Source organism: Vibrio sp. FE10 (genome assembly GCF_030297155.1).
Taxonomy (GTDB): Bacteria; Pseudomonadota; Gammaproteobacteria; order Enterobacterales; family Vibrionaceae; genus Vibrio; species Vibrio apostichopi.
On record NZ_AP028068.1, the window covers coordinates 821,642 to 847,686 of the forward strand.

General features: G+C 45.1%; 24 protein-coding genes. 22 read left to right on the plus strand and 2 right to left on the minus strand.

Annotation, left to right across the window (positions count from 1 at the left end; all coding sequences use genetic code 11):
• The first annotated feature begins 68 nt into the window (after nucleotides 1–68).
• The 19 genes from QUF19_RS20675 to QUF19_RS20765 all read left to right on the plus strand — a co-directional run bounded on the left by QUF19_RS20675 (nucleotide 69) and on the right by QUF19_RS20765 (nucleotide 22,674).
• The gene (locus tag QUF19_RS20675) at nucleotides 69–1,112 is read left to right on the plus strand and encodes a TRAP transporter substrate-binding protein (RefSeq protein ID WP_286302903.1); all 1,044 of its coding nucleotides are present in this window, start codon (nucleotides 69–71) and stop codon (nucleotides 1,110–1,112) included.
• Between the two features lie 120 nt (nucleotides 1,113–1,232).
• Nucleotides 1,233–1,775 (plus strand): TRAP transporter small permease, encoded by a 543-nt coding sequence (locus QUF19_RS20680; RefSeq protein WP_017111213.1) that lies wholly within the window; start codon nucleotides 1,233–1,235, stop codon nucleotides 1,773–1,775.
• On the plus strand, nucleotides 1,772–3,115 hold the full coding sequence (locus QUF19_RS20685; RefSeq protein ID WP_286302909.1) for a TRAP transporter large permease: 1,344 nt from the start codon (nucleotides 1,772–1,774) through the stop codon (nucleotides 3,113–3,115). Before QUF19_RS20680 ends, QUF19_RS20685 begins: the two co-directional genes overlap by 4 nt.
• A gap of 37 nt (nucleotides 3,116–3,152) precedes the next feature.
• Entirely contained in the window at nucleotides 3,153–4,337 is a 1,185-nt protein-coding gene (locus tag QUF19_RS20690; RefSeq protein WP_286302911.1) for a M24 family metallopeptidase, read from the plus strand.
• A gap of 206 nt (nucleotides 4,338–4,543) precedes the next feature.
• Entirely contained in the window at nucleotides 4,544–6,226 is a 1,683-nt protein-coding gene (locus QUF19_RS20695) for an LruC domain-containing protein (RefSeq protein ID WP_434784930.1), read from the plus strand.
• A gap of 9 nt (nucleotides 6,227–6,235) precedes the next feature.
• Nucleotides 6,236–6,745, plus strand: a complete 510-nt coding sequence (locus QUF19_RS20700) for a hypothetical protein (protein WP_286302913.1) — start codon at nucleotides 6,236–6,238, stop codon at nucleotides 6,743–6,745.
• A gap of 427 nt (nucleotides 6,746–7,172) precedes the next feature.
• Entirely contained in the window at nucleotides 7,173–7,775 is a 603-nt protein-coding gene (gene betI, locus QUF19_RS20705; RefSeq protein ID WP_012600068.1) for a transcriptional regulator BetI, read from the plus strand.
• A 116-nt stretch (nucleotides 7,776–7,891) separates the two neighbouring features.
• A complete protein-coding gene (gene betB, locus QUF19_RS20710; RefSeq protein ID WP_065105897.1) occupies nucleotides 7,892–9,352 on the plus strand; it encodes a betaine-aldehyde dehydrogenase in 1,461 nt (486 codons plus the stop codon).
• A gap of 72 nt (nucleotides 9,353–9,424) precedes the next feature.
• Complete coding sequence (gene betA, locus QUF19_RS20715) at nucleotides 9,425–11,137, plus strand: choline dehydrogenase (RefSeq protein ID WP_286302917.1); 1,713 nt, start codon at nucleotides 9,425–9,427, stop codon at nucleotides 11,135–11,137.
• A 157-nt stretch (nucleotides 11,138–11,294) separates the two neighbouring features.
• Complete coding sequence (locus QUF19_RS20720; RefSeq protein WP_286302919.1) at nucleotides 11,295–12,266, plus strand: choline ABC transporter substrate-binding protein; 972 nt, start codon at nucleotides 11,295–11,297, stop codon at nucleotides 12,264–12,266.
• A 108-nt stretch (nucleotides 12,267–12,374) separates the two neighbouring features.
• Nucleotides 12,375–13,217, plus strand: coding sequence for a choline ABC transporter permease subunit (gene choW, locus QUF19_RS20725; protein WP_102383921.1), 843 nt, complete (start codon nucleotides 12,375–12,377; stop codon nucleotides 13,215–13,217).
• 2 nt (nucleotides 13,218–13,219) lie between these two features.
• Entirely contained in the window at nucleotides 13,220–14,434 is a 1,215-nt protein-coding gene (choV, locus tag QUF19_RS20730; protein ID WP_286302926.1) for a choline ABC transporter ATP-binding protein, read from the plus strand.
• Between the two features lie 363 nt (nucleotides 14,435–14,797).
• Complete coding sequence (locus QUF19_RS20735) at nucleotides 14,798–15,280, plus strand: MarR family winged helix-turn-helix transcriptional regulator (RefSeq protein WP_017111207.1); 483 nt, start codon at nucleotides 14,798–14,800, stop codon at nucleotides 15,278–15,280.
• A 287-nt stretch (nucleotides 15,281–15,567) separates the two neighbouring features.
• Nucleotides 15,568–16,983 carry a coniferyl aldehyde dehydrogenase gene (locus tag QUF19_RS20740; protein ID WP_286302929.1) on the plus strand — a complete coding sequence of 472 codons (1,416 nt, stop codon included), beginning with the start codon at nucleotides 15,568–15,570 and terminating at the stop codon, nucleotides 16,981–16,983.
• A 56-nt stretch (nucleotides 16,984–17,039) separates the two neighbouring features.
• Nucleotides 17,040–17,483, plus strand: a complete 444-nt coding sequence (locus QUF19_RS20745; RefSeq protein WP_048660463.1) for a hypothetical protein — start codon at nucleotides 17,040–17,042, stop codon at nucleotides 17,481–17,483.
• Between the two features lie 177 nt (nucleotides 17,484–17,660).
• Nucleotides 17,661–18,878 carry an iron-containing alcohol dehydrogenase gene (locus QUF19_RS20750; RefSeq protein ID WP_286302934.1) on the plus strand — a complete coding sequence of 406 codons (1,218 nt, stop codon included), beginning with the start codon at nucleotides 17,661–17,663 and terminating at the stop codon, nucleotides 18,876–18,878.
• A gap of 160 nt (nucleotides 18,879–19,038) precedes the next feature.
• Nucleotides 19,039–19,455 carry a tetratricopeptide repeat protein gene (locus tag QUF19_RS20755; protein WP_286302936.1) on the plus strand — a complete coding sequence of 139 codons (417 nt, stop codon included), beginning with the start codon at nucleotides 19,039–19,041 and terminating at the stop codon, nucleotides 19,453–19,455.
• A gap of 106 nt (nucleotides 19,456–19,561) precedes the next feature.
• Entirely contained in the window at nucleotides 19,562–21,307 is a 1,746-nt protein-coding gene (locus QUF19_RS20760; protein ID WP_286302938.1) for an arylsulfatase, read from the plus strand.
• Between the two features lie 119 nt (nucleotides 21,308–21,426).
• Nucleotides 21,427–22,674, plus strand: a complete 1,248-nt coding sequence (locus tag QUF19_RS20765; protein ID WP_286302940.1) for an anaerobic sulfatase maturase — start codon at nucleotides 21,427–21,429, stop codon at nucleotides 22,672–22,674.
• A 124-nt stretch (nucleotides 22,675–22,798) separates the two neighbouring features.
• Here QUF19_RS20765 and QUF19_RS20770 read toward each other — a convergent pair whose 3' ends face one another.
• On the minus strand, nucleotides 22,799–23,377 hold the full coding sequence (locus QUF19_RS20770) for a TetR/AcrR family transcriptional regulator (RefSeq protein ID WP_286302942.1): 579 nt from the start codon (nucleotides 23,375–23,377) through the stop codon (nucleotides 22,799–22,801).
• Nucleotides 23,378–23,697: 320 nt separating this feature from the next.
• Here QUF19_RS20770 and QUF19_RS20775 point away from each other — a divergent pair, with 320 nt between their 5' ends.
• Together QUF19_RS20775 and QUF19_RS20780 are read left to right on the plus strand one after the other, a co-directional pair.
• Nucleotides 23,698–24,354 carry a QnrS family quinolone resistance pentapeptide repeat protein gene (locus tag QUF19_RS20775; protein ID WP_286302945.1) on the plus strand — a complete coding sequence of 219 codons (657 nt, stop codon included), beginning with the start codon at nucleotides 23,698–23,700 and terminating at the stop codon, nucleotides 24,352–24,354.
• 119 nt (nucleotides 24,355–24,473) lie between these two features.
• Complete coding sequence (locus tag QUF19_RS20780) at nucleotides 24,474–24,905, plus strand: GNAT family N-acetyltransferase (RefSeq protein WP_286302947.1); 432 nt, start codon at nucleotides 24,474–24,476, stop codon at nucleotides 24,903–24,905.
• Between the two features lie 147 nt (nucleotides 24,906–25,052).
• On the opposite strand, the gene QUF19_RS20785 is transcribed toward QUF19_RS20780, so the two are convergent.
• The gene (locus tag QUF19_RS20785; protein ID WP_286302949.1) at nucleotides 25,053–25,268 is read right to left on the minus strand and encodes a hypothetical protein; all 216 of its coding nucleotides are present in this window, start codon (nucleotides 25,266–25,268) and stop codon (nucleotides 25,053–25,055) included.
• Between the two features lie 448 nt (nucleotides 25,269–25,716).
• On the opposite strand from QUF19_RS20785, the gene QUF19_RS20790 reads away from it, so the two are divergent.
• Nucleotides 25,717–25,977, plus strand: coding sequence for a DUF5062 family protein (locus QUF19_RS20790; RefSeq protein ID WP_054542576.1), 261 nt, complete (start codon nucleotides 25,717–25,719; stop codon nucleotides 25,975–25,977).
• Nucleotides 25,978–26,045 lie beyond the last annotated feature (68 nt).

The window sequence follows — 26,045 nt, forward strand, 5'->3', positions numbered from 1 at the left end:
AAAACTGAAGCGCGTGAAGTGACCAAGGTCATCAGCGTGTAATTAGGATAATAAAAAGGAAAGACAGGATGAAACGATTAGGCGTAGCACTGCTAAGTTTGAGCATGGTTTTTGGCGTTCATGCCGAAACATGGAAGTTTGCTTCAGAAGAGGACAAAACAGACGTTCAAGACATCTATGCGCAAAAATTTGCGGAAGTGATTAAGAAGGAATCTGATGGCGACATCCGTGTTCGCATCTATTACTACGGTCAACTGGGTACAGAAAACGACATAGTAGAACTGGCTGCTAAAGGCACGATTCAATTTGTGTCTGTTGGCGCGGGTCACTTAGGGTCTTATGTTCCTGAAGTACAAGCGGTGAGCTTGCCGTATGTACTGGGTACCAATGAAGCGATCACGCATAAGGTCTTAACGGAAAGCCCAACCATCTACAATAAGCTGGCACCTAAGTTTGAGAGCGTAAACCTCAAGCTGTTGTCGATGATGTCTGAAGGCGAAATGGTATGGGGTGGCAACAAACCAATCCGTACACCTGAAGATTTTGCTAACCAGAAAATCCGTACTTTCACCTCAACCATCCCTGTTGAAACCTACAAAGCGTTTGGTGCAACACCTACCCCTCTTTCTTGGGGTGAAGTGTACGGTTCACTGCAACTTAAGACCATCGATAGCATGGTTAACCCTATCTACTTCATCTACAACGCGAAGTGGCATGAGGTTCAAGATTACCTAATGTTCCCAGGTCAGCAACCTTATGTGAGCACCGTTTCGACCAACAGCAAGTGGTACAACGGCCTGTCAGAAGAGAAGCAAGCGATGGTCGACAAAGCGATCACCGCGGCAGACCAAGCGGCGTATGACTACCAAATCCGCATCAACAAAGAGAACATGGACAAGATCTTGAAAGAGCGTCCAAACATGCAAGTGGTTGTGTTAACCGAGGAAGAGCGTGAACGCTTCAAGGTCCTCAGTCAAAAGCTGCACACGACTTACTATGACGTGGTAGCAAATGCTTATCCTTCTGGTAAGCAAAGTGAAGCGCGTGAGGGTGCGAAAACCATTCTTGAAGAAATCCTAGATGAAGTGAAGGCTGCTTCAGCGACGCAATAGAAAGCGTTGTTAGGATGAATACTATCCGTTGTTTATTGGCAGCGGATAGCTTATCCACACCTTCTCCAAATTGTGGCAATGGACCCCTGTCACTGAACGAAGTATGGAGCACTGCCTGTTATGAAAGAACTGCTACATAAAATAAGCGTCGCGACAGAAAAGCTAGAACGCTTTTTAATCATGACCGCCATTCTCGCGATGATGATCAATTCCACGGCCAATGCGATTGGTCGCTATGCCTTTAACAAAAGCCTGTTTTTCTCAGAAGAACTCAATCAGTTTCTGATCGTCTCAGTCACCTTTATTGGCTTCGCTTATGCGGTGCGCCAAGGTCGAAATATTCGCATGACCGCGGTCTACGATTCATTGAGTACTAAAGCTCAAAAAGTTCTCACAACCATCATTGCGCTACTCACCGCCATGTTGATGTTTTACCTCACCTACCATGCGTTCTTCTACGTCAAAGAGCTGAAAGATATCAATCGATTAAGTCCAGCCTTACAGTTCCCAGTTTATTGGGTGTACGCGATCATTCCGATTGGTTTTTTCATTGCCGGGTTGCAATACAGCATGAGTTTCTTGATGAACTTACTGCACAAAGAGATCTACGTGTCATTTGACGTGATTGAAAATAGAAACACAAAAGTAGGTGAGTTCGAATGAGCGATGTAGCACAGTTTTTCTCAGACATTATTGCCGGTGAATTAGATATCTATGTCATCACATTTACTCTTGTTTCTGTGATGGTGATTCTGCTGTTTTTGAGCTTCCCAATGATTGTGCCGCTAGCGGTTGGGGCTCTAATTGGCTTGATTCATTTCTCTCAGGTTGAGCCGGGAGTGCTTATTCAGCAGATGGTCACGGGCATCTCACCCAACGCATTGATTGCGGTTCCCATGTTTATCTTGGCGGCTGATATCATGACGCGCGGCCACACAGCCTATAACCTACTTGGCCTGATTCAAGCGTTTGTTGGACATCTGCGTGGTGGCTTGCCGATTACGACGTGTATCAGTTGTACCTTGTTTGGTTCTGTTTCCGGTTCGACCCAAGCGACCGTGGTGTCGGTTGGCCAAATCATGCGTCCGAAGTTGCTGCAAGCAGGCTACAAAGACAGCTTTGTGATGGCGCTGATCATCAATGCCAGTGACATTGCGTTTCTTATCCCACCGAGTATCGGTTTGATTCTTTACGGCACCTTAGCTAACGCCAGTGTGGGTGAATTATTCATTGCCGGTATTGGCCCAGGTTTAGTGCTCGCGAGCCTGTTCTCGTTATACAGCTATGCCTATAGCGTAAAACACAGCGACACCATCACTTTGGTTGAAAAAGCCAACACCGCAGAACGCATTGAAGCGATCAAGAAAGCGATTCTTCCTCTTGGTTTTCCTGCTTTGATTATCGGTGGTATCTATTCGGGCATTGTCACGCCAACCGAAGCGGCTTCATTTGCAGTGTTGTATGCGATCATCGTTGAGTGCATTTTTTATCGCAAACTTGGCGTAAAAGACATCTGTGATGCGGCGTTAAATACCGGATTGATTACGGCGGTTGTTTTTGTGCTGGTGGGTGTTGGTCAGGCGTTCTCTTGGTACATCTCGTTTGAACAAATCCCTCAAGAGTTGTTGGCTCCCCTCAATCTAGAAGACGCTTCGCCTGAATTCATACTGTTTGTTATCGCACTGACTTTCTTTGTCGGTTGTATGTTTGTGGATTCATTGGTGGTTCTGCTTATCTTGACGCCGATTTTCATGCCGATTGTGGATGCAGCGAGCATTGACCCAATCTTGGTCGGCGTGATGGTGACGCTACAAATGGCGATTGGGTCGGCCACGCCGCCATTTGGTTGTGACATCTTTACCGCGATAGCGATTTTCGAGCGTCCTTATATGGAAGTTATCCGCGGAACACTGCCGTTTTTCCTTATCTTGATATTGATGTCTGCGTTGCTGATTTTCTTCCCAAGTATCGCTCTGTTACCAAGAGACATTTTATTCAATTAATCCGTCGAGTTACCCTTATTCAATCAAGGATAGAGATATGAGTATATTGCCATTAACACCTCCGCAGAGAGGGTTTGAATCAGCAGAACTAGAGCAACGTACTGTCGAGTTGCAGCAACGGCTTCGCGCGCAAAACATCGATGCTGCGTTTTTCACTACCGAGCCTGAATTCCGCTATTTTAGTGGCTTCAAATCGCAGTTCTGGGAAAGCCCAACTCGACCTTGGTTTTTGGTGGTGCCAGCGGTTGGTAAGTCGATCGCTGTTGTACCAGAGATCGGTGTGGCTGGTTTTGACGATACATGGATTGAAGATGTGCGCAGTTGGCCGTCACCAAGACCAGAAGATGACGGTATCTCTTTGTTAGCTTCTACTTTATCTGAAGTCTCCAAGGGTTCTCGCAGAATCGGTTCGATGATTGGTCCTGAAACACATCTGCGTATGCCAGCCACTAACTATACGTTGTTACAGCAGAAGCTGAGCCAACACAGTGTGGTTGATGTGTCACTGATGGTTCGCGATCTTCGCAGTGTTAAGTCTCAAGCGGAGATCGATAAAGTACGCTTTGCTTGCCAAGTCACGGCGGCGGGCTTTGAGTATCTTCGTCATCATCTCGCGATAGGGATGACAGAACGACAGGCGTGTAAAGCCATGCATTTGGAGATGCTGCGTTTGGGTGCCGATGCTTGTCCTTACTTGATTTCGGCATCTGGCCAAGGTGGCTATGACAATATCATCATGGGGCCAACGGATCGTGTGCTCTCTGAAGGAGATGTACTGATCATCGACACGGGGGCTAACTTTGATGGCTACTTCAGCGACTTTGACCGCAATTATGCGTTTGGGCATGCGCAGACAGATACGATAGCGGCTTATGACGCCGTTTATCAATCGACAGAAGCCGGGCTCGCTATTGCAGAGCCGGGACGAACAACCGGAGACGTGTGGCAAGCCATGTGGTCGGTGCTCGAAAAGAACGGTGCTCTCGGCAACGATGTGGGTCGCATGGGTCACGGCTTAGGCATGCAGTTAACCGAGTGGCCATCACATGTGCCAAATGGTGACGTGATATTAAAACCCGGTATGGTGCTCACCCTTGAGCCGGGCATGGCGTTTGCGAAAAACCGTATGATGGTACACGAAGAAAACATCGTCATCACAGAGTCTGGCTGCGAGATGCTGCATAAAAGAACCTGGCAATCTATGCCGATTATTACTCAATAATTGGGTACTCGTTGCTTTCTAGTCACATCCCCCACTCAAATAAAGGTCGCGAATAAATCTGCGGCCTTTTTCAAATCAACTTCATTCTCAAAATGAGAAAAACGGAAGATTAAACTCTAACGTACTGTTAAATAATAAATTAATTTCCGGCATCATCTTTGCTCCATATCTCTTTACACGTTTAAGGCTAGTGAAGAGGGAACATAATGAGAAATTGGAATTCAGTCATACTGCCTAGTTGCTTGATGCCATGTGTTGCGTTGGCGTTGACCACTGCGGACTTAACGTTTGAGTCTGGAGCGGATGCGTCCAACTATTCGGCAAAAGGTAAACCCAATAATACTTATTCGATCGCGGAGTCACTTCCTCAAGATGTTTTAACTAACGTCTATTCGATGTTGCCAGAAGGCACTACCGTGAACAGTGCCTTTATTGCACCGGAGCGTTATTCGAGTATTGATATTGACGATGAACTCAATGGCGCAGAATACGCAACCGCCAAAATCACATTTCTCAACGAAGGGGCTGGTTATCGCAACACTCTTGGTTACTTCGTTTTTGATACCAACAACCCTCCAGCAACTAAAGACGATATCAACGCACACATAGTGGTGTTTCCAAATACGTCCGTTGCTGACGTAGGGGAAATGCAAGAAGGTGACTCCATTGACCTAAGTGTCCAACTTACGGCGGGTCAAACATTAGCCTTTTTCATCATTTCTAATGGCTGGGGTTGGGAGGGTTCTTATAACAACATTCCGTGGCTTGGAGGTTGGGGAACGCCTTTTTACAGCTATCCTGCGATCAACCCAGAAGCGACCATTGAAAATAGAAGACACAATGTCGCTTTCCTTGATACAGAAAATGAATTCTTGGTACTGGGCTTCGAGGATATCTATCGACCAACTGGGGACAACGACTTTAATGATCTGATTTTCACGGTCGAAGTGACGCCATTTACCGCCGTTGATGGGGTTAATGAAGATGGTACGACAGATTCTAAATACGAAGTGCTTGTTCAAGAGAATAATGATGATGTGACAGTAACGTCGGTTTATCCAAGTTCGAACAGCTATGCAACGATCGCATTTGAAGATAACTGGCCCTTAAAAGGGGATTACGACTTTAATGATGTGGTATGGCGTTACAAAGTGACAGAACAACTCAACGGACAACGAGCGCTAGAAAACCTGACGATAGACTATACACTCCAAGCCATGGGAGCAGGCTACTCTAATGGCTATGCCGTTAAGCTACCGAACGTCTTGCCTGCCAATGTGGCATCTACAACCCTGACTCGAAATGGTGTGGCGGTTGCTCATACCATTCTCAAGGAAGGGGACAGTGAGACGATTCTGATGGTATCTGAGGATCTAAGGGCCGACCTCGATAACCTAGGAGAACTTTCAGAAAGTTGCGTTTTCTATCGAACCCAAAGTGCGTGTTCTGATCAGCAAAATGCTGATGTTCTCAATTATCAGTTGTATGTGGAGTTTACGACTCCTGTGTCTCGTGATGACATCGGTTATCCGCCTTATGATTCATTCATTTTTGCCGCTGACGGAATTTATCACGGTGACTTTGTTGGAACGCCACCGGGCATGACTTGGCAAACACACCTTAAAGCATTTTCTGGTACCAGTGACATGAACAACACCTTGTTCAACAGCCACGATGATAGCTCTTCAGGTTCTGAGTCCTTCAAAACCAGCAACAACATGCCTTGGGTGATTAATATTCGTGATGAGTGGGACCACCCAGTGGAGTTGGTTGATATTAGTGAAGCTTACACATCATTTCCAACTTGGGTAACCAGTAACGGCGAAACAGACAGAGAATGGTACAAGGCATCAACCACCAATAAAGTTATTTCAGCGACCGATGAATAGGAGAGAACCATGAACAATACGAACAAATTAATCGCTATGACATCTCTCTCGTTGTTGGTTAGCGCCTGTGGCGGTGGAGGAGGCGGTGGTGGCAACTCAAGTGCATCACCAGCGCAGATGCCAGCTGTTACCCCAACGCCGGTTCAATCACCCGCAACGCCCTCTCAACCTGTTGCGGCTGCGGCAATCAACACCTCGGATATCGTGGCTCCCGTGGGCTTCTCGTTTGATATCGGTGAGAAAATCAGTTTGTCGATGGACTACACTGGTGTGACGCCCGGTGCCTTGCACTTGTACTCTGAATCAGCATTCGTCATGAGTAATGGCGATGTGGTGGCAGAACCCACTTCCAGAATTACCACGGTTTACCCAACTCATACCGATGTCGTGGAGTTGGAGGTCAATGGTAATTGGGAACAAATCTATGCCCGTTGGGTACCGATGAGCAGCAAAGTACAAGAGCAGAGTTGGGCAATTAAACTGGACCAAGCGAGCAACAGTTACCACCTAGCGTTTTAGATGTTTTGAGTCAGTCAATCATTGCCTATTGATGGTCCGCTTAGAGCTAGTGCATCCGAATAAATGAGGGTGCTCTAGTTCTTTTTATTCTACTTCTCTTATCTGTTCTCATTCTTGTTGTTTAGTCTTCAATTCCTACCCTAAAAGCCAGTTGTACATCACTCCCCCCAAATTTCTCGGGAGTAGGTGTGGTTGAATTTTGTGCTTATTGAGCAAAAACATTTGACCAATAACTATCATACCTCAAATCTTTAATTGATTTCATTAGTGCCCTAAATGATATTTAACCGATTGTTTTTAAATGATTTATCGTGCTTTGAATGCTGTATTGTTACGAGTTTGTTTTAAATAATCATTTGAACCCTAACTACTTTTCTGGCATTTTATAATTAATTGAACGTTCAATGAAAAATAAAAGGACTAAGAAATGCCCAAGGTAGGGATGCCTGATATACGTAAACCACAGCTCGTCCAAGCTACGATGACCGTGATTGATCGAGTGGGTTTACATGCTGCGAGTATTGCTTTGATCAGCAAAGAGGCGGGTGTGTCGACAGGGATCATTAATCACTATTTTGGTGGGAAACATGGCCTGCTTGAAGAGACTATGCGAGAAATACTGCGTCAACTTTCGAATACCGTAACAACAGAATTAAAAGCGCTCCCTGCTGATGCTCACCAGCAAAGGATCAACGCTATCATCAACGGTAATTTCGAAGGCTATCAAGCGGAAAATAAAGTGTCGAAAACATGGCTCGCATTCTGGTCTTATTCGATGCATGACGCTCAACTCAAACGCCTTCAACGCGTAAATGAAAAGCGTTTGATTTCACACTTACTTATTGAATTAAAATCGATTTTTCAACCTGATCAAGCAGAATTGATCGCACACGGCATTGCATCATTAATTGATGGGATCTGGCTGAGAGGGACGCTCAACCCTGAAGGCATTAACGCCGATAAAGCTCGTGCAATCATCAATGACTACTTAGACAAGCAGCTTACGTTTTACTCGTGTCAGCGCGATTAATGATTCATCAAAAATTCTAGTGAGTGAGCTCAAAAGGCTCGCTCTCAACAACGATATGCATTCGCAAATACATAGACCGATAGAGTCTAACAACAATAATTAAGTCAGAAGATCAAATGGAAATGAACTCGTTATACATCGATGGTAAAGCGGTTGACGCTACCTCAGGCGAAACTTTCGTCAGCATTAACCCTGCAAACGGCGAACCTATCGCAACGCTTGGCCAAGCTTCTTCAGCTGACGTTGAAAATGCGATTGAATCGGCGAAGCGCGGATTTGCGGTATGGTCAGCAATGACAGCCGTAGAACGCAGCCGCATTCTTTTAAAGGCGGTAGAGATACTTAGAGCTCGAAATAATGACCTTGCGAACCTTGAGGTTGTCGATACGGGCAAGCCGTTACAAGAAGCGATCGAAGTCGATGTGGCTTCTGGCGCTGATGTTATTGAGTATTTCGCAGGGCTAGCACCTACGCTGCAAGGCGATCAACAACCTCTTAGTGACACCCAATTTTTCTACACACGCCGTGAACCGCTAGGTATTTGTGCGGGCATTGGCGCGTGGAACTACCCTATCCAAATCGCAATGTGGAAATCGGCTCCAGCACTCGCTGCGGGTAACGCGATGATTTTCAAGCCTTCAGAAGAAACGCCGCTAACGGCACTGAAACTTGCTGAGATCTTCACAGAAGCTGGCCTTCCTGATGGTGTATTCAACGTAGTTCAAGGTGACTACCGAGTGGGTCAAATGCTAACGGCTCACCCAGACATCGCTAAAGTCTCGTTCACGGGTGAAACCGGTACGGGCAAAGCGGTAATGTCAGACAGTGCAAAAACACTCAAGTCTGTAACGATGGAGCTCGGTGGTAAATCACCCATGATCATCTTTGATGACGCTAAATTGGACGATGCGGTGTCAGCTTCAATGGTCGCTAACTTTTACACTCAAGGCGAAGTGTGCACTAACGGTACTCGCGTTTACGTTCATGAAAATATCTACAACGATTTTATCGACCAACTTAAAACACGCACTGAAAAGCTCATCATTGGTAACCCGATGGATATGGAGACTCAGATCGGTGCGTTGATTTCTAAAGAACATCTTTCAAAAGTCCTTGAAGCGATTGAGCTGGCTAAACAGTCTGGCGCTACATTGCTGACTGGCGGTTACCAAGTGACGGACAACGGCTTAGCAAACGGCAACTTTGTTATTCCTACGGTATTCACAGATTGCCATGACGACATGCCTCACGTTCAGCAAGAAATTTTCGGCCCTGTTATGTCGGTGTTGAAGTTCACTGATGAAGACGATGTGATTCGCCGTGCTAACGATACTCAATACGGCCTTGCTGCTGGAGTATTCACGCAAAACCTTTCTCGCGCTCACCGTGTTATTCATCAAATGCAGGCGGGCATTTGTTGGGTTAATACATGGGGTGACTCACCTGCAGAAATGCCTGTTGGTGGCTACAAACTTTCAGGGGTTGGCCGTGAAAACGGACCAGAGACTCTACTCCACTATACGCAGACTAAGAGCATTCTTATTGAACTTGGCGACTACGCCAGCCCTTATGCCTAACGCGTAACACTCAATTTTATGGGCTAGCTTAACAGAGCTAGCTCCACTGACTCATCTCAGGGAAATCAAAACATGGAACAACGCTACGATTATATTATCGTCGGCGCGGGTTCGGCCGGCTGTGTGTTAGCGGATAGGCTAACGGAAAGCGGTGAACATAGCGTTTTATTACTGGAAGCGGGTGGTACGGATAAGAGTATTTTTATCCAAATGCCGACTGCGCTTTCTTACCCGATGAATACTGAAAAGTACGCTTGGCAATTCGAGACTAAACAAGAACCGGGCCTTGATGGACGTGAACTGCATTGCCCACGTGGCAAGGTGTTGGGTGGCAGCTCATCGATCAATGGCATGGTTTACGTTCGTGGCCACGCTTGTGACTTCGACCAATGGGAAGAAGAGGGTGCCGCCGGTTGGAATTACCAAGCTTGCTTGCCTTACTTCCGCCGTGCTGAATCGTGGAACAAGGGTGGTGACGAATACCGTGGCGACAACGGCCCTGTCGGCACTTGTAACGGTAACGATATGGAGCTCAACCCACTTTACCAAGCGTTCATCGATGCAGGTAAAGACGCCGGTTACCCAGAAACGCAAGATTATAACGGTTACCAGCAAGAAGGCTTCGGCACCATGCACATGACGGTAGACAAAGGTGTTAGAGCCTCAACCTCTAATGCTTATCTACGTCGTGCATTGAAGCGTTCAAACCTTACCTTGAAAAAAGGCATCGTGGCACGTCGTTTCTTACTTGAGACACAAGACTCAACAGGCCAATCAGGCTTGAAAGCGGTTGGTGTCGAGTTTGAAAAGTCAGGCAATACCCAAGTGGCGGTAGCGAATAAAGAAGTAATCTCTTCTGCGGGCTCTATCGGCTCGGTTCAACTGCTGCAACTGTCTGGTATCGGCCCGAAAGCGGTACTTGAAAAGGCGGGTGTTGAGCTTAAACACGAGCTGAGTGGTGTCGGTGAAAACCTACAAGACCACTTAGAAGTGTACTTCCAATACCACTGTAACGAACCCATCACGCTCAACAGCAAGCTTGGTTTAGTTAGTAAGGGCATGATTGGCGCAGAGTGGATTCTGACTCGTAAGGGCTTAGGTGCTACTAACCACTTTGAATCGTGTGCGTTTATTCGTTCTCGCAAAGGATTGAAGTGGCCAAATATCCAATATCACTTCCTGCCAGCAGCGATGCGTTACGACGGACAAGCGGCCTTTGATGGTCACGGCTTTCAAGTTCACGTTGGGCCTAACAAACCAGAAAGTCGCGGTACGGTGGCGATCACTTCGGCTGATCCACATGCCAAGCCTGAGATCATTTTCAATTACATCTCGACTGAGCAAGACCGCCAAGATTGGCGTGATTGCATTCGCTTAACTCGTGAAATTTTGTCGCAACCTGCGATGGATGTTTACCGTGGCGAAGAGATTCAGCCAGGTCTGAGCGTAACTTCTGATGAAGCGATTGATGAATGGGTTAAGCAGAACGTTGAAAGTGCGTATCACCCTTCTTGCGGCTGCAAAATGGGCGCTGATGATGACCCAATGGCGGTACTTGATGAAGAGTGTCGTGTTCGTGGTATTGATAATCTGCGCGTTGTCGACTCGTCTGTTTTCCCTGTTATTCCAAACGGCAATCTTAACGCACCTACCATCATGGTGGCTGAGCGTGCCTCGGATCTGATTCTGGGCAAGCCCGTTCTAAAAGAGCAAAACGTTCCGGTATGGATAGCACCGGAATGGGAAGAGACACAAAGAATCAATAAGCCAGTACGAGAAGCGTAAGCCTCTGTTATTGGCTAAAAAATAGCAAAAGTAGCAAAGAATAAAAACAACAAGTAACAAGCAAAAAATAACAAAACTAATTAGTCAAAAGTCAGAAGAACTGCTCTCTATCAGTGTTGATGTCGAGCAGAAAAAGGAAAGATAAAAAGGAACCATTATGACGACTCTAAATATTCAGAACGTGACAACAAAAACGTTAACAGCACTAGCCATCAGTTCATTTGCATTTGGTGCTAACGCTTCTATCGAACCACAACAATGTGAAAACGTACGCTTCGCTGATGTTGGTTGGACAGACATTACCGCGACAACGGCTGTCACTTCAGAGCTACTGAAAGGTCTAGGCTACAAAACCAAAACCGACCTACTTTCAGTTCCGGTCACTTACTCTTCGATGGCCAATGGCGACATTGATGTCTTCCTAGGTAACTGGATGCCAACAATGGAAGGCGATATCGCGAAGTACCGCGAAGCAGGAACGGTTGACACTGTGCGTGCCAACCTTGAAGGCGCAAAATACACGCTTGCTGTTCCTAAATACGTGTATGACGCAGGCGTAAAAACCTTCGCTGACCTTGCAAAAAATGCCGACAAATTTAAAGACCGCATCTACGGTATTGAGCCGGGCAACGATGGCAACCGTCTAATCCAGTCAATGATCGACTCAGACGCTTTTGGTTTGAAAGATTTCAGCTTAGTTGAATCAAGTGAAGCGGGCATGGTATCGCAAGTATCTCGCGCTGCTCGTCGTAGCCAGTGGATCGTTTATCTAGGCTGGGCACCGCACCCAATGAACAGCAACGTTGAGATGGAATACCTATCAGGTGGTGACGACTTCTTCGGCCCGAACTACGGCGGAGCAAATGTTTACACCAATGTTCGTTCAAACTACGTGTCTGAGTGTGCAAACGTCGGTCAACTTCTGCAAAACCTAGAGTTCACTCTAGAGATGGAAAACCATCTAATGGAAGAGATTCTTAACCAAAAAGTGAAGCCAGAAAAAGCGGCGCAACAGTGGTTAAACGCTAACCCACAACAAGTTGAAGCTTGGTTAGACAACGTAAAAACGCATAAAGGTGAATCAGCGACGCAAGCGGTTACTGAATACCTAAAACAAGTTAAAGCTTAGTTTTACCTAGCTATCGATCTATTTATCAAAGCTCTATAAATAAAAAAGGTGGGCTTACCAATTGTTCGATTGGTTTGAAGTAGCCCACCCATAATAAAAGGCAATACTGTGAATTTTATTACGGAAAACAAAATCCCTGTTGGTCAATGGATGGAAGCGGGTGTTGATTGGTTAACGATCAATGCAGCAGGATTCTTTGACGCTATTTCGATTTTTTTAGAAACTATCATTATGTTTTTAGTCGATGTATTTAAGTGGATGCCACCGGCTTTACCAATCGTGATTACTGCTGCGATTGCATGGTATTTACACCGTAAACCCTCGCTTGTGATTTTCGTGGTTGCAGCCTTGCTGACCATTTTAAACCTTGGCTACTGGCAAGAAATGCTGGAAACCTTTGTCCTCGTGTTTGCAGCGACAACGATTTCCGTATTAATTGGCGTTCCAGTTGGCATTATGGCCGCGCATCGCCCTTGGTTGTATACGGTGCTTAGACCCATCCTTGATTTAATGCAGACGGTTCCGACGTTTGTGTATCTGATTCCGACTTTGGTTCTATTCGGCTTGGGCATCGTTCCTGGCTTAATCTCGACCATCATCTTCGCTATTGCCGCGCCAATTCGTTTGACTTATTTAGGCGTCACCAAAGTGCCTGAAGAGTTGATTGAAGCGGGTAAAGCGTTTGGTGCGAGCCGCATGAAATTGCTGATGAAGGTCGAATTGCCGGCTGCCTTACCAAGCATTATGGCGGGTGTCACCCAATGTATTATGTTGTCGCTTTCGATGGTGGTTATCGCCGCTCTTGTCGGTGCTGACGGACTTGGTAAACCTGTTGTTCGTGCATTGAACACAGTGAACATCTCACAAGGTTTTGAAGCCGGACTGGCGATCGTATTAGTCGCTATCATTCTTGATCGCTTGTGCAAAACACCAAACCAGAAGGAAGCTTAATCATGTCTATCTCTCAGGAACAAAAGACTATGGATGCGATTACCATTAAAAACCTTGATGTTGTGTTTGGTGATAAGCCGAAGCAAGCGCTTGAGCTGCTCGACCAAGGTAAAACTCGTCAAGAGATCATCGATGAGACTGGCCAAGTCGTTGGCGTAGATAATGTGTCGCTGACCGTTGAAGAAGGTGAGATTTGTGTGCTGATGGGTTTGTCTGGTTCTGGTAAATCATCTTTGCTTCGCGCAGTTAACGGCTTGAATGAGATCAGCCGTGGTTCATTGGCGATCAAAGATGGCGATAAGCTGGTTGATTTAGGTGAACAGTGTGACGAAGCGACCTTACGTCACCTTCGTACTCACCGCGTCTCCATGGTATTCCAAAAATTTGCCCTAATGCCTTGGTTAAACGTGTTAGATAACGTGGCGTTTGGTCTTGAAATGCAAGGTGTAGCCAAAGATGTTCGTCGTGCTAAAGCGCGTGAACAACTTGAAATGGTGGGTTTGGCAGAGTGGGAAACCAAATATCCGCATGAGCTTTCTGGCGGTATGCAGCAACGTGTTGGCCTAGCGCGTGCATTTGCGATGGATACTGACATTCTTCTTATGGATGAACCGTTTTCAGCGCTTGATCCGCTGATTCGCGCGCAGTTACAAGATGAGCTAATCCTATTGCAAAACAAGCTTAACAAAACGATTCTGTTCGTGAGCCATGATTTAGATGAAGCACTGAAGATTGGTAATAACATTGCGATCATGGAGTCAGGCAAATTGATTCAACACGGTAAGCCTGAAGAGATCGTACTTACGCCAAAAACGGAATACGTGAAAGATTTTGTCGCACACACTAACCCGCTGAACGTACTCAAAGGTCGTTCGTTGATGCAGCCTCTGGATTCTTTGAAACAAGAAGATGAAAGCTGGAAGATCTGTGATGCTAAAGACTTATGGATTGAGCAGAGTGAAGGTACTTTGTCTGTAAAAGGTGAATCGACGTTGGCACTTGTTGAGTGGAACGAATCTGACGATTTGACGGCAATCAGCGCGTCGAGTGTTGTAGTGGCAAGCCCAGAGATCGGTATGCGTGATGCGATTAAACTGAAACAGCTAAGTAATCACCCGATTTTGCTGGTAGAAGACAATAAACTGGTCGGTATTTTGGATAACAGTGAATTTTATAATGCGCTTACTGGTAACTTTCAGATGAATACCGCCGCGTAAAATTTCGTTTTTCAGCTTAGCTATTGGGGCTGGTTTTTTATTGGGTGGAGAGGGTTAAGTCTCTCTACCTCTATGATTATTAAACTATATTATTCTTAGAGTTTGTATTCTCTGACTCATTATTTTTGTCTTCATTGAAGCTTTGATTTCCCCTTCATTAGGCAAAAGTGCCGTACCACGCAAGTTTAGTGGTATAGAAAAGATTGAGAATAGTATTAACATCAGTACAATGCGGAAAAATCAATGAAGTAAATTATCAATTTACAGTGTAATTCGAGCGAACCTAAGCTGTTCAGTTTGGAAAATCTCATCGCCATGGCACTGTAAAGTCACTCACAGTATATTAGTACAAAGGTCTGCATCTTGGATAAACATGACGAAATCTTGGTCGCTATTCGCCAAATTATTCGCGCTATCGATTTACACTCGAAAAAGCTGAGTAAAGAGTATGGTTTGACGGGCCCTCAATTGATTTTAATGCGCGCAATCCAAGAGATGGGTAATGTGACGATCAAAGAATTGTCTAATCAAACTAATGTGAGTCAAGCGACGACAACGACGATCATCGATCGTCTAGAGCTTAATGGTTATGTGCAGCGTATCCGTAGTGTTGCTGATCGACGTAAAGTTCATGCGAATTTGACAGAGAAAGGCCAAGAGCTACTTAACAATGCGCCACCACCGCTACAAGATAACTTCGTTAAAAAATTCCAAAACCTAGAAGCGTGGGAGCAAAGCCTGCTGCTTTCTTCGATGCAACGAGTGTCTGCAATGATGAACGCAGAAGACATCGACGCTGCTCCAGTTCTACAGCTTGAAGGCATTGCCAACGTTGCTAAAAGCTAATTAGCTAGCTGAGTTAATTGTTTAAAAACAATGTATTAGAATAATATTTAATGGTCGCTTTGAGCGGCCATTTTTGATCTTGCAGCCCCATTCCTTCGCCTGTATCAATCCAGACCGTCTTCTAATTATCCCTTTCGATTATAAATTCCTCAGCTTTCCTATTTTTAATTTCTTCAACATCCATTCAGTTGTTTCACAAAAGCATTGACGATTCTCTGACAAAATAACACTAGACCGACCGGTTTGTTGTGTATTATTGTGTGCCTCTCTTAACCACGAGGTGATGTATGAAACATGAATTGACGGCTACACAAATGACAGCGACGTTGAAGAGTATGCAGGAAGCTTTTGCAGATGATCCGATGCCCACTGTGCCGGTGAGAATAGAACAGTTGCTTGCGCTGAAATCTGCTCTTATCGATTACACAGACCGTTTGTGTACAGCAGTAAGTGAGGATTATGGTCACCGCAGCCGACAAGATACTTTGATGGCCGACATACTTCCTTGTTTAGGAAATATCGATCACACCATCGAGTGTTTGCCTCATTGGTCGACATCTTCAATTCGCCACTCAGGGCCTTTGCTTTCCACTTCTCGCGTTGAAGTGGTTTATCAGCCGAAAGGTGTCGTGGGGATCATTGCCCCATGGAATTTCCCTATCATGTTATCCATCGGCCCGCTCGTTTCAGCCTTGGCTGCGGGTAATCGCGCCATGATCAAAATGAGTGAATTTACGCCAACAACGAATAACGTTTTAAGACAGTTATTGGATGAAGTCTTCAATGCCGGTGAGGTGTGCTTGGTTGAAGGCGAGGTTGAAATTGCCGCGGCGTTTTCTGCGTTGCCGTTCGATCATCTTCTATTTACGGGTTCAACCCAAGTGGGTCGTCAAGTGATGAAGTCAGCGGCTGACACGCTAACCCCCGTGACTCTTGAGCTTGGTGGCAAGTCTCCGGTTATCGTGGCCGAAGACATGCCGATCGATATTGCGGTCGAGCGAATCATTTACGGTAAAAGCCTCAATAATGGCCAAGTATGCGTTGCTCCAGATTACGTGCTACTTCCTGAAGATAAGCTCGAAGCTTTCATTCTGGAATATAAAAAACAATACCAACTGCTGTTTGATGAAGGGGTCTATTCCGAGAATTTGACGTCCCTCATCAACCCTCGCCAATGCGACCGCATAGTGGGTTTGTTGAATGAAGAACAACAAGTGGGAACTCGAATCGTGGCCTGCCATGACGACGCGATGGACCTAGATTGTCAACGATTGGTGACGCATCTGGTTGTTGAACCAAGCTTGTCATCCAAGGTGATGAACGAAGAGATTTTCGGCCCGCTATTACCGTTGATTACGTATCGCAATATTGAAGAGGCGTTCCAAGTCATCAATAGCAAACCAAGGCCTTTGGCGCTGTATCTGATGAGCTTTGATTTGAGTTTACAGGCTCAGGTTAAGCACCAAGTTCATTCCGGTGGAATGTGTATCAATGACTGTGTTTTCCATTTAGCCGTTGATGACGCGCCGTTTGGTGGCATTGGCGAATCAGGGCAGGGCAATTATCACGGTAAAGAAGGTTTTCTCACTTTCTCCCATGCCAAAACAGTCTTGGAAACGGGCTTAGATCATCGAGTTAAGCAGCTGTTTGCAAAAGAAGACAACGAATTAAAAACAGCAGTGATGAGCATGCTTGGTAAGTAAATCATTGCTGTCATTACGCTATTCATTATTAAGAAGTTATTTTTAGAGGTTATTTTATGTTGGAACGCTTTTTTGAACGAACCATGAAATCGTATTTGATGATTACTGGATTCCTAACTGCCACTGCTTTTTCCACCTTCTTGGCACCGGATTGGAGTATGCAGACGCTGTTCTCCTACAACGATACGATGATGGAAAATAAAGAGTATCTATTGGGTACTTATCAGCACTGGGGTGTGATGGTTGGTTGTATTGGTGTGTTGTTGATGTTCTCGGCCAAGTACAAATCGCTGCGTACTTCGACCATGATTTACAGCGCATTTGAGAAGTCAATGTTTGTTGGCATCTTCTTATACAACGTCTGTATCAACGATTATGAGTGGTTCTATGGTTGGAGTGGCGTGTTTGCGCTCGATGGATTTGTGACCGTCTACTCTTTGGTTTATCTCTACTACTATCTCAATCGAGACAAAACAAAGGTACCCGCTCACTTGCGTTAACCTCTGTCGTTCAGCACGTTGAATCTAATATTCCTAAGCCCGCATTTGCGGGCTTTTTTCGTTTTAGGCAAATGATCCTCAGTGATCTTAATTGACATATCTTTGACATTAACACTCTAGACCGACCGGTTTGTATTGGTTATTGTTTAGTCATCAAACATAAACGAGGTAAACACCATGACTACCAATAACTTTAACTTTCAACTGAAAACCATTGTTCATGCTCAAGAGAACGGCATCGAAAATATCCCTTCTTTATTTGCTCGCTTAGGCGCGAAAAGAGTCGTGCTTTTTTCTGACAAAGGTTTGGAGTCTTTGGGCTTTGTTGAGCAATTCTCAGCGTTGTTTGTAAATCAGACGGCGAATCAAGAAACAAACCAACAAACAAGTCAACAAACAACTCAGCTCGTTGGTGTGTACACCGATATTGCACCAGACGCGACTTGCGACAACATCAACGCTGCGATTGAGTTTGCCAATAGCCTAAATGCCGACGCTATTTTGTCTGTCGGTGGCGGCAGTGTGATTGATGCTTCTAAAGGCGTGAAATACGCACTTCATAAGCAGATTGATGATATCCGTACTGTGATTGCTGGCGGTGGCTTTATGGAAGTTTGGCCAAACAATGAAGACATTCGAGTGCCTCATATTGCCGTACCAACAACGGCTGGCACGGGCGCTGAAGCTTCTCCGATTGCGGTTTTTTACAACGAGCATGAAAACATCAAGGCAAGCTTAGTAGCGTCTGGTTTAGAGGCTGACATTGCGATTCTTGATCCGACCGTCACCACCAAGCTGCCTGCTCATCTGACTCGCTCAACCGCGATGGATGCACTAACGCACGCCGTTGAGGCTATTGTGTCTCCAATGAGCAATGCCTTTACCGATGCTTATGGCATTCAGGCTGCAAAACTGATTGTAGAAAACTTACCCGTGGCACTTAGAGAGCCAGAAAACCTAACGGCACGTGGCAATCTTCTTCAGGCAAGCACGATGGCGATATCTGCATTTTATTCATCGCTAGGTGGCATTCCTATCCATAACTGCGCCCATGCCTTTGGTGCGATTAGTCATATCCCACATGGCGACGCTAACACGGTACTGATGCCGGTTGTGATTGAGGCGCTGCCGGAATTCTATATGCCGAACGCAATTAAATTGGCTCAAGCATTCTCGCTCGATAGCACAGGAACAGACGAGATGATTTACCAACGAGTTTTGGATTTCTTACACAACTTCCAAACTCAAGTTGGTGCGATGAAGCGTTTCAGCAGCTGGGAATTCGATGACCAAGAGAAGCGAAATATTGCTCAAGCGATTGAGAAAGACATCTGCTTCCAGTTCTACCCAATCTCAAAACAAACGATTGAACAGATTATAGAAAAAGCGATTTAGTCGTCTCATTAAGCATTCAAAAACTCACTGTAAATCGAGGACAAATTATGAAGATTGAAAACGTATTGCTATCGAGCTTGTGCATCATCGCGCCATTTCTACTTTTCACCTAATTCACTCGACAGGGACGTTGTGACCTTTATTCCTGAGGAGGAAATAAATGTTCAATAAACGTTTAACTACCGTGATTCTGACTGGTGCTTTGGCTGTCCTGCTTTTCGCCAAGGCAAGCGTTGGAAGCGAAAGCTCCACGGCTTTATCTGAACAGCATCAAGATGTCGTGCAGCAGTTAGATGAAGCCTATGAAGGACAGTCTGAAGCACAACTTGCGCTCGCTTATCGGTATTTGAGCGGTGATGGTGTTGAGCAGAATGACGAGAAAGCGGCGGAATGGTTTGAAACCGCAGCCAGTGCCGGTAGCCCTGAAGCTCAAACACAGCTTGGCTTAATGTACTTCTCTGGAAGTGGCGTTCAGGTTAGCCAAGCGGACGCTGTCACCTGGATCGGTTTGGCAGCTGCTCAAGATTATGACCCTGCGCTCGACTTATTACATTGGATGTCCCAAGCCGCGCACTAATTCAGATTCTAACCAAAGTTAGTCACAGAAAAGGTTTATCACAGAAAGGTTAGCCGCAGAAAAAGCTAGTCACAGAAAAATTATTCACAGCTATTGGAGACGTCTTATGCAGACATTCAAGAAATCCCTACTATTCACCGCGATGGCCGCCGCAAGTAGCGCCGCTTTCGCCGCCGAATCAGACAAGCCGAACATCGTTGTTATTGTTGGTGATGATGTTGGCTTTGCTGATACCCAGCCTTATGGTTCAGAAGTCGAAACACCGAACTTGATGGCGCTTGCTGAAGAGGGGGTTAAGTTTACTAACTTCCATGCGTCACCAACCTCATCGGTTACGCGCTCTATGATGTTAACCGGAGCGAACAGCCACGAGGTTGGGCTAGGTACCTTTGATTATGCTGTCTATCCGGGGGCGATTGGTAAGCCGGGTTATGAAGGTTACCTGACCAAGAAGGGCGTAACAGTGGCTACGCTGCTCAAAGAAAATGGCTACAACACGTATTTATCGGGTAAATGGCATTTAGGTCATGATGATGGGTTCCTGCCCGATGACCGAGGTTTTTCGGAGAGTTACGGCATTTTAGCGGGCGGTTCGAATCACTTTAACCGCGACATGATGTTCCCAGCTAAAAATGCGGCTACCGTTGAAGCGCTTCAAAAAGGCGATATTCCCGGCGTTGAAGTTGAACCAATCTACAGAAATGGTGAAGTCGTTGAGGACAAATACAAAGGCGAGTACTCCGACCAAGTCTACACCAACGAACTCATCAAGATGATCGATGGTAAGAAAGACGACGGTAAGCCTTTCTTCGCTTATCTTCCTTTCACAGCGATACACCTTCCGTTGCAAGCGCCAGAGTCGGCATATCAAGATAAGGTTGATTACTACGTTGAGCATGGTTGGGATTCGATTCGTGAAGACCGCTTTGAGCGCATGAAAGAGATGGGCGTCATTCCTAAAGATGCCGATATCTCAAGTCGTAATGCATTAAGTCGCCCTTGGGACTCTTTGTCTGAGAAAGAACAAGAGTGGTATGGCAAGAAGATGGCGGTGGCGATGGGAATGATGGAGATGCAAGACCAACAAGTCGGTCAGGTTGTCGATTACCTAAAAGAGATTGGCGAATACGACAATACCTACATCATGTATCTGGCAGACAACGGCCCTGAAGCCGCGGACATTACCGGTGAAAACATCAGTGATTTGATCCGCACATGGACGGCGCATCACTTTGATAATTCAACTGAAAATTTGGGCAAGGCGAACTCCAGTGTGTCACTTGGTCCTGAGTGGGCAAGCGCATCAACCGGTGGTTTGTCTTGGTATAAAGCGTACACGGCAGAAGGGGGTATTCGAGTGCCCTTCATTGTTAAGCCTGCGAAAGCGCTCTTAGAGGGCGATCAAGCGCTGCAACCCGGCACCCAAACCGGTGACTTGTCACAAGTAAAAGACATCGCAGCCACAATTCTTGAAATCGCCGATGTACAACACCCAGGAACTAAGTATCAAGGTCGAGAAGTGGCCCCGATGAGTGGTGTGAGTTTGTTGCCTTACTTTAAAGGTGAAACGGCAGAGGTACACAGTGCTGATAATGCGATTCCATTTGAGTTGTTTGGTAGTGGCATTTTGCTCAAAGGGGATTACAAGATCATCCGAATTTCTACAGGCATGGGCGGTGACAGTGAATGGCACCTGTACAACACCAAACAGGATCCGGCTGAGCAGCATGACTTAAGAAACCAAATGCCAGACTTGTTCCTAGAGATGGTTGCTGAGTATCAAGAGTACGAAAAAGCGCAAAACATTGTGCCAGTTGATGAAGCGTGGAACCCGTTTGAGAACGTGAAATAGAGGAAACAAACCACTCGGCCAACCTAGTGCTATCAAGCTTGGTTGGCCGATGAACACCGTGTAAAGGAATTACGAATTGTTTTGGCTAATACAATAACTTTTACATCGAGGAATTCTTTATGACGACCTTATCACTATCAAACCTGAGTTCGGTTCCGCAATTTAACGGCAAGGCACACAGCAAGCTTCAAGCGTTGGCAAAACCCATTGGTGCGGTATGCAATATCAGCTGCACTTACTGTTATTACTTAGAGAAACAGCAGTTGCTTGAATACCCAAAAGGGTCTCAATATGTGATGGATGAAGCGCTGCTAGAGTTGTATATCAAGCAGTATATAGAGGGGCAGAATACGCCGGAGATTATCTTTTCTTGGCATGGCGGAGAGCCAACTCTGCTCGGCATTGAGTATTTTGAAAGGGTCGTGGCATTACAGAAAAAGTACTGCCCTAGCCACAGTAAGATCAGCAATGACCTGCAAACCAATGGCACTTTGTTGAATGATGATTGGTGCGAGTTCTTCAAGAACAATGACTTTATCATCGGTGTGAGCATTGATGGCCCCGAGCATCTACATAATCATTACCGCACAAATCGCGCAGGCAAAGGCACTTTTTCCCAAACCATGCGCGGAATCTGCTATCTAAACAAACATAACGTTGAGTTTGCGACCTTAACTTGTGTGAACGATGTGACGGGCAAATACCCGTTAGAGGTTTATCGTTTTCTGCGAGATGAAGTAGGTTCAAAGCAGCTGCAGTTCATCCCTGTGGTGGATAAGCGCGAGGCTCACTCCAACAATAAATGGTTGAGCAACCAACAAGCGATCATTCCGGTCTCTGGCGAAGTTGAATCGTGGAGTGTTGGTTCAGCGCAATGGGGAGAGTTTCTTTCGACGGTTTTTGATGAGTGGTTCGAACACGATTTTGGCCGAGTGCTTGTGCCTTACTTTGAAAATTTCGTCGGTGTGTGGATGGGAAGAGACAGTACCATGTGCACCTTGAGTGAAATCTGCGGCAAAGGGTTAGCGGTTGAACCTAATGGCGATGTGTATTCGTGCGACCATTATGTTTATCCAGAATTTAAGTTGGGCAATATTCATGAGAAGCCGCTATCGACGCTAGCGTTTTCAAACGCTCAGCAAACCTTTGGATTCGCGAAGCAAAAGTCGTTGCCCAAACAGTGCCAAACTTGTGAGTTTAAATTTGCTTGTCATGGTGAGTGCCCCAAGAACCGAATTATCAACAGTCGTGATGGTGAAGCCGGGCTAAATTACCTGTGTGAAGGGTGGCTCAAATTCTTTCAACATATCGACCCGGTGCTCAATGCTTTGCTAAAAGCCAATAACATAGTGCCGCGGATGGGATAAGCGAACCAATGACGTAATAAGCAAAAACCTAGGTAGAAAAAGAATAAGCCTAGGTAGAAAACGAACAAGCCTGAAAACAATAGAGGCTCGCTATATAGCGAGCCTCTTCGTGTGTAGGAGCTGGTTAATCTTTTGAACTCATGGCAAGCAATGTCTCTTCCATGGCATTGTTCAGAATCGAACGGTTGCGCTGCATCGCTGCCATTAGCGTAGAGCCTAGCCATAAGCCATAAAGCGTGCGAGATAGTGATTCAGGATCTGCGATGTTGAAATCACCCGCTTCATTGCCTTCTTCAAAGAGCTTCGACATACGCAGTATGATCTTTTCTGCGCCTTCTGCCATGGTTGATTGTAACGGGTTAGCAGAACCAGACACTTCACCTGCTAGCTTAACCACAAGGCATTGAATACTGAACTCTTCCGTCAGTTTCGACGCACACCAAAACTCGAAGTACGTTTTAACGCGGTTACGACGGGACAGAGTTTCATCACTCAGAAAGTCATCAAGCTTAACTAGGTGCTCATCAAAATAGTCGGCTAGAAGGATCTCGCCAAAGTGCTCTTTGGATTTGAAGTAATGGTAAAAAGAACCTTTAGTCCCTTCGGCTTGGTTGATGATTTTCATCAGGCCAACACCAGCAAATCCGTGTTCATTAATAAGGCTAAACCCTGCATCGAGCATAGCTTGTCGCATGTCTTTCATTGATCTTACTCTTTATGCCGAGAATGATGATTAGTGTAGCGATATGCATACCAACCGTCCAGTCTAGGGCGTCAGGATGTCGTCGATAATTAACTCGTTTCGCCAAAGTGGCTTTATCTTCTATTTACGCTTGTAAGCAACAAAACTTTTTTCACGATAAGCGCATCCTATAAACTGAAAACAATGACCTTAAAGAGCCTGTTTGATGCCTTAAAATGGCTAAATTGGGGTGTTTTAAGTGGCTGTTTTTGTTGGTTTTTAATTTGATGTTTTCTGAAGATCACAATGGTAGTCTTAGCTTAATTTCTTTAGGGGGCTAAATGGACACCAATAACAGCACTTATCATCAACACAGTTTTGCTCATCAAGATCTATCAGAGCTAACATTTACAGCCTGTACGTTTATCTGTTGTGATTTCAGACGTTCGAATTTACGCGATGCAACGTTTATCAATTGTAAGTTCATCGAGCAAGGTGATATCGAGGGCTGCCACTTCGATGTTGCAGATTTACGTGATGCAAGTTTTCAGAACTGTCAGCTCGCCATGGCCAATTTTAGTAACGCCAATTGCTACGGTATTGAGCTGCGTGAGTGTGATTTAAAAGGGGCTAACTTTACTCGCACTAACTTTGCCAATCAGGTAAGTAACCGGATGTATTTTTGCTCGGCGTATATCACGGGCTGTAATCTGTCTTACGCCAACTTGGAGCAAGCTTGCTTAGAGAAGTGCGAGCTATTTGAAAATCGCTGGATAGGCACTTATTTAGGTGGCGCGTCGCTAAAAGAGTCAGATCTCAGCCGAGGTGTATTCTCGGAAGATGTGTGGGGACAGTTCAGCATGCAAGGGGCTAATTTGTGCCATGCTGAATTAGACGGTTTAGACCCACGTAAGGTCGATACCTCTGGAATTAAAATTGTGGCTTGGCAGCAAGAGCAACTGCTTGAAAGCATGGGTATTGTTGTGATGCCCGATTAATAGAGTGGGTGGCGCTAGGAAAGCAAATAGTGAACAGCGTTGTTTTGTATGACTAATGCCTGTTAAACTATAGGCTCGCGGCTGCACATGTTTATATTCAGTTCAATCTAGAGAAAATTATGACTATAGAAAATGTGCTTCCTGAAGATTACGCAGAAATGCTTAAGGTTTGGGAAAATTCAGTCCGAGCAACTCATGACTTTATTACAGAAGAAGATATTGAGTTTTTTAAACCTATCATCATGGAACATGCGCTCCCTGCGGTTTCTTTGAAATGCGTTAAAAATGAAAGTGGTTCGATTGTTGGCTTTGTGGGTGTCCATGATGCAAAAGTCGAGATGCTTTTCGTTTTGAATGAAGTTCGAGGACAAGGAGTAGGTACGGTGTTGTTGCAACATGCGATTGAGCAGTTAGCAGCCACCAAAGTTGACGTTAATGAGCAAAACCCACAAGCGGTAGGTTTCTATCAGCACATGGGGTTCAAAATTGAATCACGCTCTCCACTTGATGATATGGGAAAACCATTTCCAATTCTGCATATGACGCTGTAAGCCTCGGTTGTCGTATCCCTCGGTTGTAATCAACCACAGTCGCTAGAAGAAAAGCCCAAAGCTAATAACTTTGGGCTTTTCCGTATTTGGTCGCATGCATTTTATAATGAAGTTTAGAAAAGAGAATGCTGGCGAATATAGGGCTGATTAATGCATACCTGAACGCATTTTGTCGGCTAGCGCAAAGAACACAAACAGTACAAAACATACAAGCGCGACACACAGTGAGGCGATGATGGTTGTGGCATCTTTGGAAATTAGTGGCAAGACGATAGAAGCTAACGCTATCAACATAATAAGGATATGAACGATTCGTCCGGGAACAGGGTTTTTATGACAGAATGAAGCCCATAGGTAACGCATTTTTAACACCAGTATAAAATTAGTGGATTTATTCTATTTTCTTAATGAGTATTTTGTAAATAAGTTTTGGTTACAGGTGCCCGTAAATATGATCTAAGTCGTTCTAGTATAAAACTGGTTAAATAACATAAAGTTATTACTTGTTGATAGAATGCTTAGCACCTATATGAGAGGCATAGTATTCCGTATCCTTGAAAATGATAAGTCAAAAATTGTTCGATTTTTGGTTTCTTGACTGAAGATCTCATTTACTGAGTGTTCTATTAAGAGACCGTTTGCTTATCATTATTTGTCTCGTCAATGTCTATGTAATTAGAATGAGTTTTTAGTCTGTGATGCGTTTTATGTTATTTATCAAAGAGATTTTTTGATTTGAGATCGCGGTAATCTCGTTCGCAATTCTGTTTGATATACTCAGTATTCATTCGATAAAGATGATGGAGATGATATGTCGAAAACCGCGAAGATCATTAATGAAGATAAGTTGGTCAAGAAGGCGTTGGAAGTCGGTTTTAAAATGGCAAAATTACAAGGTTTTGATTTGCCGCACTCATCTCAACCTATAAAAATTAAATCAGTGTACTTATTTCTAGTCGAAGTGAATCAGATTACGCCTCTTCCAGAAAGTAAGCTCGATGGGGCTAACATTAAAAAACGTTTGGCGTTATGGATACACAAGGCATTGCCTGATAATGACCCATTAAAATAACCTTAGCTAAACAAGTATGCCTAAGCTTCTTTTTAGGCTGTTACTCAGTCAGGCATTTGAACTAAGAA